Here is a 13,952-nt window from a genome sequence, read left to right as displayed (position 1 = left end):
CCTGCGTATTTTTTTATTTATAATAAAGGCGAAAGGCGTTTAATAAACTAACCAAAATCAAACGGCCTCGGTAAAGAATTGAAAAGACTTTGAGTAAAATCCTGGCTTATGGTACAAATTTAGCGTGTTTAACTACCGAGGACAATTTTGATCCGCAAAGACGAGAAGCAACACCGCGGATAATTGTAATTTTATGGACAATTTGTTCAGGACGTATTCTTCAAACCATACTGCTGTATTCTCCACCTCTTTCTTCTTTCTGTCCGGTGAGCAACACTGGCGCAACGCGCTATAGTCACTTCTTCTGCCTGAGCTGGCGCCATGCGCTTAGCTATCTGATTTAATTTCCTTTTTTGGGTTTGCTGTTCGCAGCGAGCCGCGATGGATTATATTCTCAAGCAGGAGAAAAACATGTTTTACTGGATTTTATTAGCCCTGGCTATTCTCGCTGAAATTACCGGCACGCTGTCTATGAAATGGGCAAGCGTCAGCGATGGCAACACCGGTTTTATTTTAATGCTGGTGATGATTTCGCTTTCCTATATTTTCCTCTCGTTTGCGGTGAAGAAAATCGCGCTGGGGGTGGCTTATGCCCTCTGGGAAGGTATCGGTATTTTGTTGATTACGCTGTTCAGCGTTTTGTTATTTGACGAAACCTTATCAACAATGAAGATCGCCGGATTGACGACGCTGGTAGTCGGGATTGTGCTGATTAAATCGGGTACACGTAAACCGACAAAACCGCAGAAGGAGCAGACCCATGCAGCAGTTTGAATGGATCCACGCGGCCTGGCTGGGGTTCGCCATTGTTCTGGAAATTCTGGCGAACGTGTTTCTGAAATTCTCTGATGGTTTTCGCCGTAAAGTTTACGGTCTGATGTCGATTGCCGCTGTGCTGGGGGCGTTTAGCGCCCTGTCTCAGGCGGTCAAAGGTATCGATCTGTCAGTAGCCTATGCCCTGTGGGGCGGGTTTGGTATTGCCGCGACCCTGGCAGCAGGATGGGTGCTCTTCGGCCAACGGTTAAATAATAAAGGCTGGATCGGCCTGGTATTGCTGCTGGCCGGTATGATTATGATAAAACTCGCCTGATAAAAGACAGCCATCATCTACAGGCGGCGAAATTCGCCGCCTGTATTACGCTTAGAAAAGCAAAACATGATGAGGATGGCTGATGTATCGCACATTAAGCTGGCGCAATATTCCCACCGCGAGAACGTTGTTTGCCATGATCTTCATGGCGGGGATCGGCTTAATCATCTCCATCGTCGCGCTGCTTTACCTCTCCCTGCATCTTATCAGCACCAAAACCAACGAGATTGATGAACACCGCTCGGCGCTATCCGTAAAAGGGGCGATTCAGACCTCGGTTAACCGGATCTCTTCTCTGGTCATAGATAACGCAGTCTGGGACGACGCGGTTCGCGAGACCTACAGCCCAAAGCTCGATACCCAATGGCTGTATAACACCTGGGGTGCCGGCTTTAAGATCGATAACCTCTATGATGGCACTTTCGTGCTGGATGAACACTTCAACGTTATCTGGGGCTCGTTTCAGAGTCAGCCCTTCACCGAGACGACGCTCGACTTTTTTGGCAATGGTCTGAAAGCGCTGATTGACCAACACCGGCGTGCATTATCCCGCGATAAAAATATCTATGCGGGGATCACCCGCACGCGCAACGGTGTGGCGTTTATCGGGATTGGCCTGATTCGCCCGATGGTCGGACGATTACAGGTTAACGACGGCACGCGCCGCTATCTGGTCATTACCCGCCACCTTAACGGCAAAATATTATCCGATCTGGGAACGACATTTCAGATTGATAACCTCAACTATAGCCCTGACAAAATAAGCGATCTGAGCTTGCCGCTGCGCAGTTCGGCAGGAGAGCTGCTGGGGTATATCAACTGGCAGGCACGCCTTCCTGGCGCTGAGGCCGCCCGCGCGGCCTCATCCGATATCACGCAGATTGTGGTGCTGGCATCGGCACTGATCCTGCTGTTTATTCTGGTGAGCAGTGTGGGTCTTTACAAACTGGCCCGGGGTGAGAGCCAGGCGCGGCTGGTGGCGAGAACGGACTGGTTAAGCCATTTGCCGAACCGACGCGCGTTAATCGAGGCGCTGGAACAGGTAAGTTTACGCGGTGATATTGATGTAAAAAGCGTGGTGTTTATCGATCTTGATGGCTTTAAGGATGTGAACGATATTTACGGTCATAGCGTGGGGGACGATTTGATCGTGGCGATAGCGAAGGCGTTGCGTGAGCGTGTTCCACCGGGGGGAATGCTGGCGCGCCTGGGCGGCGATGAATTTGCTATGACCGTCGGTGGCGACCATGCGCAAACGCTCGCCACCGCGTTTGCCAACGCTGTGCTGGACTTCCTTAGCACCCCCATACGGCTGGGCGGTCGCACCATTCATATTGGCGCGAGTATTGGTATTGCCAGCGGCACCCTGATTGAGTGCAGCAGTTCCGAACTGTTTCGCCGTGCCGATATTGCCATGTATCACGCCAAAATCACTGGCAAAGGGCGGATCACTCACTACGACGCGGAGCTGAACAGCGCCCGTGAACGCCAGCTGGCGATTGAGAATCAGATCCGTAACGGGCTGGAGCGGGAGGAATTTGAGGTCTGGTACCAGCCAATCATCGACGCACGGAGTCAGAAAATGAGCGGCGTTGAAGCGCTGGTGCGCTGGCCGCGCCGTCCGGGCGGCGAGATTGGCCCGGACACCTTTATTACCATTGCCGAGACCAGCGGCCTGATTTACAAACTGGGCCAGTTTGTACTGCAACGAGCGTGCCGGGACATGGTACCGTTCAGCGAGCTAAAACTCTCCGTTAACATCTCGCCCGCACAGTTTCGCGATCCTGAATTCGAAAACAAAGTCGCCCAGGTGCTTGATACCACTTCATTCCCGGCCAACCGGCTGCAGCTGGAGGTCACGGAAACCTATGTACTGGAAAACCCGGAGCGCGCCCGTATGGCCATTGCTAACCTTAAAGCACTGGGCACTGCGGTAGCGCTGGATGACTTTGGCACGGGTTATTCGAGCATTGGCTATCTGCGGCGCTTTAATTTCGACACCATTAAGATCGATAAATCTCTCGCCGGGCTGGTAGATAACGACGAACAGGCTGCCGCGCTGGTGAGTGGAACGGTGCGTATCGCCAATGCTCTGGGCATGGCGGTGGTCGCGGAAGGGGTGGAAAACGAAAAACAGATGAAACTGCTGCGGCTGGCTGGCTGCGATCAACTGCAGGGTTTCTGGTTCAGCCAGCCAATGCCGATTGAGTCAATCGTGGCGCTACGTCAGGTCAAACAGTGCTGATTTACTGTTGTGCCAGCGCTTCCAGCTTGTCGCGAAAACCGGTCACCGAGAGAGCACGGTTATCCGCGCGCCATCGGTCTTTGGCCGCCGGGGCTGAACTCTGCACACCAATCAACTGCCAGCCGTTATCCGTTTTCAGCATCAGCGGTGAGCCACTGTCGCCCGGTAACGTATCGCACTGGTGAGAGAGTACGCTGTTTTGCGCCCAGCCGGTCACAATGCAGTCGGTGTGGGTGTACAGCGTATCCAGATGATCGACCGGATAACCGGATTGTGTCACCTTGCGATCGACGGCTTTCAGCGCGGCGGTCAGCGCGGCTTTATCGCCATCAAACAGGGGCAGAGGAGTGATACCAGAAGGCGGGTAGCGCAAAATGATGAGACCGAAATCCCAGGAGGCCGCAGCGGGCGGGACTATCCAGCCGTCGCCGTCCGGTTTCAGGCGCTTACCCAGCGAAGGGTCAACCCGGCCTTCAATCCCGTGAATTTCATAGCGCCACATCCCTTTCTGAGACACAAATCGCAGTACCACGGCTTTGTCGGGTTTGCCGTCCGGCGGTGTCAACAGGCAATGGCCTGCGGTCAGGGCAAGCTGAGGGGTAATCAACGTGGCGGTGCATAAGTTACCGCTGGCGGTTTCCAGTTGCCCGATGGCATCCCACGGGGCCTGGGTAGGATCGGCGACACGCGTACGATCATCATGACCGAAAAACAGCGTTTTAAGCTCTTTCGCGCTAATGGTGTCATCATCGCCATCATCCGCATGCGCGAATCCAGAAAAAAGAGCAAACGTTCCCAGTAATAACACAACAGATTTACGCATATCACACTCTGGTGGGGGTAATTATGATTATTAAAAGTGAACCCTATGAAAATACTATAGACGGGACAGCGCTAAAGTGGGAGTAAAATCAGCGTGCTACGATCAGGAAAGATAAAACTGGCTTGCGATGAGCGCGCATAAAATAAGCAGGATAAGGATCAACTCAAACCGATAGCGTCGCAGCATACGCCCTCCGGATAAAAAAACGGCGCTGTATTGAAAGGTTCAGCGCCGGTTTACCAACGTGCCCCGAAGGGCACGGTTTAGCTTGTACTCTTACGCAGCTGGCTGAGCAGCTGGTTTAGCAGCTTCGTGTTTTACTGCTTTTTTGTGATGCTTTTTAGCGGCCTGAGCTTTCTGCTCTACAGCGGGTTTAGTCGCTTTTTTGTGGTGCTTTTTGGCGGCCTGTGCTTTCTGCTCAACAGCAGGTTTAGCGGCGTCTTGTTTTACGGCTTTTTTGTGGTGCTTTTTAGCCGCCTGCGCTTTTTGCTCAGCAGCAGGTTTAGCGGCTTTGTGATGTTTCTTGTGGTGTACCGTTTTTGCCGGTGCAGCGGTGGTTGCAGCAGGTGCAGCGGCAGCTGGAGCAGTTGCAGTAGTCTCAGCAGCGAACGCAGCAGAAGACAGACCCATAGCAGCGGCAACAACCAGAGCTAATACTTTATTCATGTTCATACCCTCGAATTTGGTTTTTCATTTAACCCCACTGCGGGGCCGTTGAAATAACTATATCCCTGTAAATTCGGGGTTTCCGTGAGTGATTGGTATCGGCGTGTAACCGTTTGTACAACGCCGGGGGCTTTCCCCGGCGTGGGTCATTACAGGTAACGCGAGGTCAGGTGTTCACGGAAGTAGCGGATATTCAGATCTTCTCCCGTCGCCTGGGTGATCAGCTGTGATGTGGTAAACCGGCTGCCGTGTTGCCAGACGTTCTGGCGCAGCCAGTCAAACAGGGCCGACAGATCCCCGTCAGCGATAGAGGCCTGCAGACCTGGCAGCGCCGTTTTCGCGGCATGGAACAGCTGCGCGGCGTACATCGCCCCCAGCGTATAAGACGGGAAGTAACCGAATCCGCCGTCGGTCCAGTGGATATCCTGCATACAGCCGTTGCGGTAGTTGTCTTTGGTGGATAACCCGAGCCACGCCTGCATTTTCTCATCCCACAGGGCCGGGATGTCCTCCACCTCGATATCGCCATTGATCAGCGCCCGCTCAATCTCATAGCGCAGCACCACGTGTGCCGGGTAGCTCACTTCGTCGGCATCGACGCGGATATAGCCCGGCTTCACGCGCTGGTTCCAGGCGAGAAAGTTCTCTTCGCTAAACGCCGCCTGGCTGCCAAAACGGGCATGAACGGCAGGGAGGAGATGTTTCAGGAACGCCTCGCTGCGGCCAAGCTGCATCTCAAAGAACAGACTCTGGGATTCGTGGATTGCCGTTGAACGCGCCAGGGCAACGGGCTGACCGGCCCACGCGCGCGGCAGGTTCTGTTCGTAGCGCGCGTGTCCGGTTTCGTGGATCACGCCAAACAGGGCGCTGAGGAGTTCATCTTCGTCATACCGCGTGGTAATGCGCACATCTTCCGGCACGCCGCCGCAGAACGGGTGCGCGCTCACGTCCAGACGACCGCCGTTGAAATCGAAGCCGAGCATCTTCATGGCTTCCAGCCCCAGCTCACGCTGCGTTGCCGTCGGGAAGGGGCCCTGAGGCGGAACGAAGGTCTGCCTGGCCTGCTTGTCGACCACGTTTGCCAGCAGATCCGGCAGCCACGACTTCATGTCGGCAAAGAGCACGTCCAGACGGGCGCTGGTCATGTCTGGCTCAAAAATATCCAGCAGCGCATCGTAAGGTGAGCAACCTTTTGCCTCCGCGCGCAGACGCGCCTCTTCACGGCTGAGTTTTACCACCTCTTTCAGATTGGCGGAAAAGCCTTGCCAGTCATTGGCCGGACGCTGGGTACGCCAGGCGTGCTCACATTTGCTGCCCGCCAGCGATTTGGCTTCCACCAGCGATTCCGGCAGCAGCGAGGCCTGCTGATATTGACGCGTCATTTCACGCAGGTTGGCCTGTTCGACGTCATTCAAATCTTCACCTGCCGCTGCAGCCAGCCATTCACCCACTTTTTTGTCGGTCAGGATCTGATGTTGCAGGACGCTCATCTCCGCCAGCGCTTCACCGCGCGCGGCGCTGCCGCCGGGCGGCATCATGGTGAACATGTCCCAGCTGGCGATGGAGGAGAGGTGCGAGAAGCGGGAGAGACGCTGGAAGGTTTTCACAAGTGTCTGATAGGCGGATGTTTTTTGCAATTCTTATTTCCTCTTGCCAGGGATGTGTTTCAGGGAGCATACAATGAAACAGACCAAATTCCCCAGCATTTCCCACACGGAGGAAATCTAAGCCGATCTCCTCCGTTGAAACCGTCTCCGGAATGCCGGGAGACGGTTTTCGGTAGGTAATTAGGCCTTATCACGCATAACCTGTTGCAAGATCGCCAGCGCCTGGGTGAACTGGGCATCCGGAATGGTCAGCGGATAAAGGAAGCGGATCACGTTGCCGTACTGGCCGCAGATCAATAACAGCAGGCCCTGGGCGAGTGCTTTTTGCTGGATCGCCTGTGCGATGGCGGCCGAAGGTGCACGGCTCTCGGGATCAAAAAACTCCGCCGCAATCATCGATCCTCTTCCCCTTATCGCCACGAGCGCAGGGAAGGTGCCCTGAATCTCTTCCAGGGTGGCTTTCAGTCGATCGCCCAGATGTCGGGCGCGGGCGCACAGTGACTCGTTGTCGATAATATTCAGCACCGCGTGCGCGGCGGCCACCGCCAGCGGGTTGCCTGCATAGGTCCCCCCCAGACCGCCAGGCGCCGGCGCGTCCATGATTTCGGCGCGGCCCACCACGCCGGACAGCGGCATTCCGCCTGCCAGGCTTTTCGCCATCGTCATCAGGTCGGGCTTGTCGGCGTAGTGTTCCATGGCAAACAGTTTCCCCGTACGGGCGAAACCGCTCTGTACTTCGTCGGCAATCATCACGATCCCGTGTTCATCACAGATACGGCGGATGGCGGCCACCAGCTCTGGCGGGGCGACGTTGAAGCCGCCTTCACCCTGAATGGGTTCAAAAATAATCGCTGCTACCTGTTTCGCCTCAATGTCTGCTTTGAACAGACGTTCTATCGCCGTGATGGCATCCTGCGTCGTGATGCCGTGCAGCTCCGAGGGATAGGGCACGTGATAAACCGACCCCGGGAAGGGGCCAAATCCCAGCTTATAAGGCGCGACCTTGCCGGTTAATGCCATGGTCATATAGGTTCGACCGTGAAAGCCTCCTCCGAAGGCAATCACGCCCGGTCTGCCGGTGTGGGCCCGGGCGATTTTAATGGCATTTTCCACCGCTTCTGCGCCCGTTGTGAAGAATGCCGTTTTGGCCGGGCTCTGCACCGGAGCCAGCTCGTTAAGTTTTTCGGCTAATGAAACGTAGCTTTCATACGGCACAATCTGGTAGGCCGTGTGGGTGAACTGGTGAAGCTGTTTTTCCACTGCGGCCACCAGTTCAGGATGACGATGGCCGGTATTCAGTACCGCGATCCCGGCGGCGAAATCAATATAGTCGTTGCCTTCCACGTCGGTAAGCGTGGCATTCTCCGCCGTGCGGGCAAAGAAATCACACATTACGCCTACGCCGCGCGGGGTGGCAGAAAGTCTACGCTGATGAAATTCCTGGTTACTCATGTCAGATACCCTTTTGTCGAAACGCTCATACGCCAAGACGATCGCGCAGGCTGTAATACGCCGCGCCCATCGCCGTGAATGGAATCCGCAGGCTGCGACCGCCCGGGAAGGGGTAGTGCGGAAGGTTGGCAAACGCATCAAAGCGCTCAGCGTCACCGCGCAACAGTTCCGAGATCAGCCGTCCGGCCAGGTGGGTGCAGGTGACGCCGTGGCCGCTGTAGCCCTGCATGTAATAGATGTTTTTATCCAGACGACCAAACTGCGGCATGCGCGACAGGGTCAGCAGGAAGTTGCCCGTCCAGCGGTAGTCGATTTTGACACCGGCCAGCTGTGGGAAGGTTTTCAGTAGCTTTGGCATCACCAGGCGCTCGACATCGTCCGGATCGCGCGCGCCATAGACGACGCCACCGCCGTACAGCAGGCGGTTGTCGGCGGTAAGACGGTAGTAATCCAGCAGGTAGTTACAATCTTCCACGCAGTAGTTATTGGGGATCAGCGTGCGGACGACCGCTTCCGGCAGCGGGGCGGTGGTCACAACCTGAGTGCCGCAGGGCATGCTGCGTTTTGCCAGTTCCGGTTCTATCTTGTCGCCCAGGTAGGCATTCCCGGCGACGATCACGTAGCGGGCCGTCACCTGGCCATGCTGTGTGCTTACCACAGCCGGGCTGGTGTGCTGAATGGCGGTCACCGGGGACTGTTCATACACCCGCCCGCCGTTCAGGCGAATCGCGTCCGCTTCGCCGATCGCCAGGTTCAGTGGGTGAATATGCCCCCCGCTGCGGTCCAGCAGCGCGCCGGTATAGCGTTCGCTGTCGACTTCCCGGCGGATGGCACTGGCGTCCAGCAACTTCAGCTGCGTATTGCCGTAGCGTTCCCAGTTGGCTTTTTGCTCCTCCAGCGTCTCGAGCTGCTTATGGTTTAGCGCCACAAACAGCCCGCCCGGACGATAGTCGCACTGGATCTGATAGCGCTGGATACGCTCCCGGATGATCTCCCCGCCTTCAAACATCATGCTCCCAAGGACTCTGGCGGCATCGGGTCCATAGTTTTTCTCAATCACGTCGATATCGCGGCTGTAAGAGTTAACCAGCTGGCCGCCGTTGCGTCCGCTGGCGCCAAAGCCGATGCGCGCCCCTTCAAGGAGCACCACGTCGTAGCCCATTTCGGCGAGATGCAGCGCGGAGGAGAGGCCGGTATAGCCGCCGCCCACCACGCACACGTCACAGCTGATCGACTCGTTAAGCGTCGGGAAAGGTTCGTAAGCGTTCGCGCTGGCCGCGTAGTAGCTGGTGGTATGTTCGGTCATGATTGAGACTCCAGGGCAATCCAGATGGTTTTCAGTTCGGTAAATTTTTCCAGCGCGTGCAGGGACTTATCGCGACCGTTGCCGCTCTGCTTATAGCCGCCAAAGGGTACGGTCATATCGCCGTCGTTATAGTTATTGACGAAGACCGAGCCTGCTTTCAGACGGCGGCTCATGCGGTGCGCGCGGGAAAGATCGCGGGTCCATACCGCCGCGCCAAGCCCATATTCACTGTCGTTGGCCAGCGTTAAGGCTTCCTCTTCGGTTTTAAAACGGGTGACGACCAGCACCGGCCCGAAAATCTCTTCCCGACACAGCGGGGAGGCAGGGTCGATGTCGACAAAAATGGTGGGACCGACTGCACAAGGCCATGCTTGTACCCGCCCGTCCAGCAGCAGCGTACCTTTTCGGGTTCCCTCGCGAATAAACGTGTGGACGGTATCGGCATGTGCAGCGTCGATGAGCATGCCCATCGTGCTGTCAGGGTTGAGCGGATCGCCCGGCTGCCAGTGACGGGCCTGCGCTTTTAGCTTTGCCAGAAAGTCGTCGGCGATGCTGTCTTCGAGCAGCAGGCGGGTACCGGCGATACAGACTTGCCCCTGGTTATAAAAAATCCCGGCGGCGGTCGCGCTCACGGCTTTGTCGAGGTCCGGACAGTCGGCAAAGATAATGTTGGCGCTCTTGCCGCCCGCCTCCAGCCAGACGCGCTTCATGTTGCTTTCTCCCGCGTCCTTCAACAACTGCTTGCCGGTACGGGTAGAGCCGGTAAAGGTCAGCACCTCGACTTCTGGATGCAGTGCCAGCGCCTGGCCCGCTTCGTGGCCGTAACCGCTTATCACATTCAGCACGCCGTCCGGCAGGCCCGCCTCTTTCGCCAGCCCGGCCAGCCGCAGGGCGGTGAGTGGCGATTTCTCCGACGGTTTCAATACCACGCTATTGCCCGCAATCAGTGCCGGACCCAGCTTCCAGCAGGCCAGCAGCAGCGGGAAGTTCCAGGGAACGATGGCCGCAACCACCCCGATCGGCTCGCGCACGATCATCGCCAGTTCGCCCGGCCCCGTAGGCGCCACTTCGCCGTAGACTTTATCCGCCGCTTCGGCGTACCAGCGAATGGCACGAGCCGCGCCGGGAATATCGTCGCGCAGGCTGTGGCGGATGGGTTTACCGGTGTCCAGTGTTTCCAGTAAGGCCAGCTCTTCGCCGTGGCGTTCCATTAAATCGGCGAGCTTATTGAGCACGGTCTTGCGCTGCGCCGGAGACGCCTGCGACCAGTCACCGCGCTCAAATACCTCACGCGCCGCCTGAACTGCACGGTCCACGTCCGCCTGCTTGCCCCGGGCCACGTTCGCCAGCGTCTGTTGGGTAGCGGGATTGACGGTTTCAAACGTGGCATTATCGGCGGCGTCACAATAGGCACCGTTAATAAATAACCGGGTCTCAATGGCGCTGTTTTTTGCTTTATCCTGCCAGTAAGTCAGGTGCTGAAAATGCATATTCACTCCTTTCTTTCGCAATCAGATAAATAAGGTCATGGCCGTTTCAGGCAATACAAAGCCGTGGGGCATCCCGGGAATTAACCCGTTGAATGCCGACATTGATCGTTTTTATTTGTCCCGGCGTAAGCGCACTTACGTCGGGACTGAGTGGTAATTAGAACGTGGTGGGGGTGTGGGCACTGATAATGCGGCAGATGCCTGCCGAGGTGTTGCTGAAGCTGTGCGGTATGCCGGTATTAATGGCATAGCTTTGCCCCGCAACCAGGTGATAAGGCTGGCCATTAATGGTCAGCACTATTTCACCTTCCAGTATCGTACCGATCTCCTCACCCTGGTGTTTGATCCTCTCTCCGGTCGTGGTTCCTGGCTGGTAAGTTTCAAAAATCATCGCCAGCGTACGGTTCGGATTTCCGTTATGAACCAGCTTCATCGAAACCCCCTGACTGCCTATTTCGATAAGGTCTTCCTGATTAATAACCACCTGCGGTTCATCAGGTTTTTCCGGTTCCGAAAAGAATTCCGAGAGCGACAGCCCATAAACTTTCAGCAGCTTTTGCAGCGTACTGATGGCAGGACTGACTTTGTCCTGCTCAATGGTGCTGATGGCACTGTGTGTTAACCCAGACAGTTCGGCGGCACGCCGCTGCGAGAGACCCAATTGCTGGCGGATCTCAGACAGACGTTTCCCTGGCGCCAGTCCGTCATCGCTCATAGTTGCATTTCCTTTACGGTAGTGGTCAAAGCCGTTGCTTCTCGGCAATGTGGCTTTGACAGGCAGTGATAAAACCTTCAAACAACATGCGTGACAGGGCGTACTCGCTGCTGTTCCATTCGGGGTGCCATTGCACGCCGAGGGCAAAAGGGTGGTCATGAACGCTGACCGCTTCAACGAGCCCGTCCGTCGAGCGGGCCTCCACGCGAAGCCGTGGTCCTAACGTCCGTGCACCTTGCCCGTGTAACGAGTTTACCCAAAATGTGTTACAGCCTGGTATTAATTGAGACAGCAGTCCTCCCTCCTGGACCTGAACTTCATGAGAAGGGGCGTATTGTAGCTCAACCGGCAGTTCAGGATCTTCCCGGTGCTCAAGCAGGTCGTTCTGCTCGAACAGGCGGCGATACAGCGTCCCTCCCGTGGCAACAACCATTTCCTGCAGCCCCCGGCAGATGGCGAAAATGGGGATGCGCCTTTCGAGCGCGGCAGCAATCAGCGCCATACTCAGAAGATCTCGCCCGGGATCGGCGTCAGGCTCATCGCCGTTTTCACCATAAAGGTGCGGCTGCACGTTACTTGGGCTGCCCGGCAGGTAAATTCCGTCCAGGGTTGGCAGCAGAGCGGTAATATGCTCTGGCTCTGCCAGCGCATGCGGTAAGGCAACAGGTAAGCCCCCCGCGTTAATAATGGCATTCAGGTACTTTTCTTGCAGGGTCTGGGTCTCGTGACCCTTAAGCCTGTTTCTGCACATCACCACGCCAATAACTGGCTTGTTCATTATATTTTCCATGATCGCCCTCACAAAGTGGACTAAATTTAGGCCATTCTCGCCTGTGAAACGGCCTTTTCGTTCAATATTTTCTCAATCTAGCAACGGGATCTGCCTTTTGCAAACTTAATTTAACATTTGACAAACAATTTGTTTGCATACAGATTCGATAGTGTGGACATTATATTTGACAGTCCAGAGCAGCGAACGCAAATCCCAAAAACGGTGGTAAATCATGGAAACCAATATCGTAGAAGTTGAGAACTTTGTGCAGCACACGGATGAGAGGCGGGGCAGCGCCTTTACGCAGGAAGTGAAGCTCTATTTAGAAAAGTATCCTGACACCCAGTTTATTGATGTCCTCCTGACCGACCTGAACGGCTGTTTTCGCGGCAAACGCATCCCGGTTGCCGGACTGAGCAAACTTGAAAAAGGCTGCTATTTCCCGGCATCGGTTTTCGCCATGGACATTCTGGGTAACGTTGTGGAAGAGGCTGGGCTGGGGCAGGAGCTGGGCGAGCCGGACTGTATCTGTGTGCCGGTGCCGGGCACCCTGACACCCTCCGCCGCCGACCCGGAGTACATTGGTCAGGTGCAGCTCACCATGGTCGATGAAGATGGCGCTCCCTTTGACGTTGAGCCGCGGAACGTACTCAACCGACTCTGGCAGCAGCTGCGCCAGCGCGGTCTGTTCCCCGTGGTAGCGGTAGAGCTGGAGTTCTATTTACTTGACCGTAAACGCGATGCCGACGGCTATCTGCAGCCACCCTGCGCGCCGGGCACCGACGTGCGTAACACGCAGAGTCAGGTCTACTCGGTTGATAATCTCAACCACTTTGCTGACGTGCTGAATGACATTGACGAACTGGCGCAGCTGCAGTTGATCCCCGCCGACGGGGCAGTGGCTGAAGCCTCCCCGGGACAGTTTGAGATTAACCTGCACCATACGGAAAACGTGCTGGATGCCTGCGATGATGCGCTGGCGCTAAAACGTCTCGTCAGGCAGATGGCGGAAAAACACAAGATGCACGCCACGTTTATGGCAAAGCCGTATGAAGAACATGCGGGCAGCGGGATGCATATCCACATCAGCATGCAAAACAACAGAGGCGAAAACGTGTTCGCAGACGCCAGCGGTGAGGATTCCGCGCTGCTGAAACGCGCGCTGGCCGGGATGATCGATCTGATGCCAGCGTCCATGGCGCTGCTGGCGCCGAACGTCAACTCCTACCGCCGTTTCCAGCCGGGAATGTACGTGCCGACGCAGGCGTCATGGGGACACAATAATCGCACGGTTGCCCTGCGTATCCCCTGCGGCGATCGCCATAACCATCGGGTCGAATACCGGGTGGCGGGAGCAGACGCGAATCCGTATCTGGTGATGGCGGCGATTTTTGCCGGCATTTTACACGGGCTGGATAACGATTTACCCCTGCAGGAAGAAGTTGAAGGCAATGGTCTGGAGCAGGACGGATTGCCGTTCCCGATTCGTCAGAGCGATGCGCTGTGGGAATTTATGCAAAACGATCACCTTCGCGAGCGGCTGGGCGAACGTTTCTGCCACGTCTATCACGCCTGCAAAAATGATGAATTACTGCAGTTCGAACGCCTGATTACCGAAACTGAAATCGAGTGGATGCTGAAAAACGCCTGATGACGTGCCCCGGTCAGGGGCCGCTTTGTTTCATTGCATACGTATCACCAAACGGCCTGCGCGGAGCCTGGCCGAACTGTTCGCTGGCACGCCAGCTATCTCCCGGGAGTCGCGTTATGGAGCGCAGGCGGCACA

Annotated in this window: 12 protein-coding genes and 1 pseudogene; 5 read left to right on the top strand and 8 right to left on the bottom strand. The window is 56.0% G+C overall.

Translation table 11 applies throughout. The annotated features are described in order from the left end of the window. Positions 1-124 precede the first annotated feature (124 nt). From VF709_RS05985 to VF709_RS05970, 4 genes and pseudogenes are all read left to right on the top strand, one after another. Positions 125-295: pseudogene (locus VF709_RS05985) on the top strand (protein YdgV). 116 nt (positions 296-411) lie between these two features. Then, positions 412-774 carry a multidrug/spermidine efflux SMR transporter subunit MdtJ gene (gene mdtJ, locus VF709_RS05980; protein WP_029882799.1) on the top strand — a complete coding sequence of 121 codons (363 nt, stop codon included), beginning with the start codon at positions 412-414 and terminating at the stop codon, positions 772-774. Further along, positions 761-1,090, top strand: a complete 330-nt coding sequence (gene mdtI, locus VF709_RS05975; protein ID WP_013096842.1) for a multidrug/spermidine efflux SMR transporter subunit MdtI — start codon at positions 761-763, stop codon at positions 1,088-1,090. Before mdtJ ends, mdtI begins: the two co-directional genes overlap by 14 nt. A gap of 82 nt (positions 1,091-1,172) precedes the next feature. Next, complete coding sequence (locus tag VF709_RS05970) at positions 1,173-3,335, top strand: bifunctional diguanylate cyclase/phosphodiesterase (RefSeq protein WP_048971274.1); 2,163 nt, start codon at positions 1,173-1,175, stop codon at positions 3,333-3,335. 1 nt (position 3,336) lies between these two features. Here VF709_RS05970 and VF709_RS05965 read toward each other — a convergent pair whose 3' ends face one another. The 8 genes from VF709_RS05965 to puuD all read right to left on the bottom strand — a co-directional run bounded on the left by VF709_RS05965 (position 3,337) and on the right by puuD (position 12,184). Continuing rightward, the gene (locus VF709_RS05965) at positions 3,337-4,158 is read right to left on the bottom strand and encodes a trypsin-like serine peptidase (protein WP_114518725.1); all 822 of its coding nucleotides are present in this window, start codon (positions 4,156-4,158) and stop codon (positions 3,337-3,339) included. Between the two features lie 276 nt (positions 4,159-4,434). Continuing rightward, on the bottom strand, positions 4,435-4,824 hold the full coding sequence (gene asr / locus VF709_RS05960) for an acid resistance repetitive basic protein Asr (RefSeq protein WP_013096840.1): 390 nt from the start codon (positions 4,822-4,824) through the stop codon (positions 4,435-4,437). Between the two features lie 149 nt (positions 4,825-4,973). Then, positions 4,974-6,461 carry a carboxypeptidase M32 gene (locus VF709_RS05955; protein WP_440231079.1) on the bottom strand — a complete coding sequence of 496 codons (1,488 nt, stop codon included), beginning with the start codon at positions 6,459-6,461 and terminating at the stop codon, positions 4,974-4,976. A gap of 150 nt (positions 6,462-6,611) precedes the next feature. Next, positions 6,612-7,883, bottom strand: a complete 1,272-nt coding sequence (gene puuE, locus VF709_RS05950) for a 4-aminobutyrate transaminase (protein ID WP_114518727.1) — start codon at positions 7,881-7,883, stop codon at positions 6,612-6,614. A gap of 25 nt (positions 7,884-7,908) precedes the next feature. Then, positions 7,909-9,189, bottom strand: coding sequence for an NAD(P)/FAD-dependent oxidoreductase (locus tag VF709_RS05945; RefSeq protein ID WP_114518728.1), 1,281 nt, complete (start codon positions 9,187-9,189; stop codon positions 7,909-7,911). Then, positions 9,186-10,679: an aldehyde dehydrogenase PuuC gene (gene puuC, locus VF709_RS05940; RefSeq protein WP_114518729.1), complete on the bottom strand. Its 1,494-nt coding sequence runs from the start codon at positions 10,677-10,679 to the stop codon at positions 9,186-9,188. Before puuC ends, VF709_RS05945 begins: the two co-directional genes overlap by 4 nt. A gap of 157 nt (positions 10,680-10,836) precedes the next feature. After that, positions 10,837-11,394: an HTH-type transcriptional regulator PuuR gene (gene puuR, locus VF709_RS05935; protein WP_013096835.1), complete on the bottom strand. Its 558-nt coding sequence runs from the start codon at positions 11,392-11,394 to the stop codon at positions 10,837-10,839. A 25-nt stretch (positions 11,395-11,419) separates the two neighbouring features. Further along, complete coding sequence (gene puuD / locus VF709_RS05930; protein ID WP_149896429.1) at positions 11,420-12,184, bottom strand: gamma-glutamyl-gamma-aminobutyrate hydrolase; 765 nt, start codon at positions 12,182-12,184, stop codon at positions 11,420-11,422. A 214-nt stretch (positions 12,185-12,398) separates the two neighbouring features. On the opposite strand from puuD, the gene VF709_RS05925 reads away from it, so the two are divergent. Next, on the top strand, positions 12,399-13,817 hold the full coding sequence (locus VF709_RS05925; protein WP_058684436.1) for a glutamine synthetase family protein: 1,419 nt from the start codon (positions 12,399-12,401) through the stop codon (positions 13,815-13,817). Positions 13,818-13,952 lie beyond the last annotated feature (135 nt).

The organism is Enterobacter sp. Lyrl_3, assembly GCF_051948675.1.
GTDB classification, from domain to species: Bacteria; Pseudomonadota; Gammaproteobacteria; order Enterobacterales; family Enterobacteriaceae; genus Enterobacter; species Enterobacter cloacae.
This window is presented reverse-complemented; position numbering and strand designations above follow the sequence as displayed.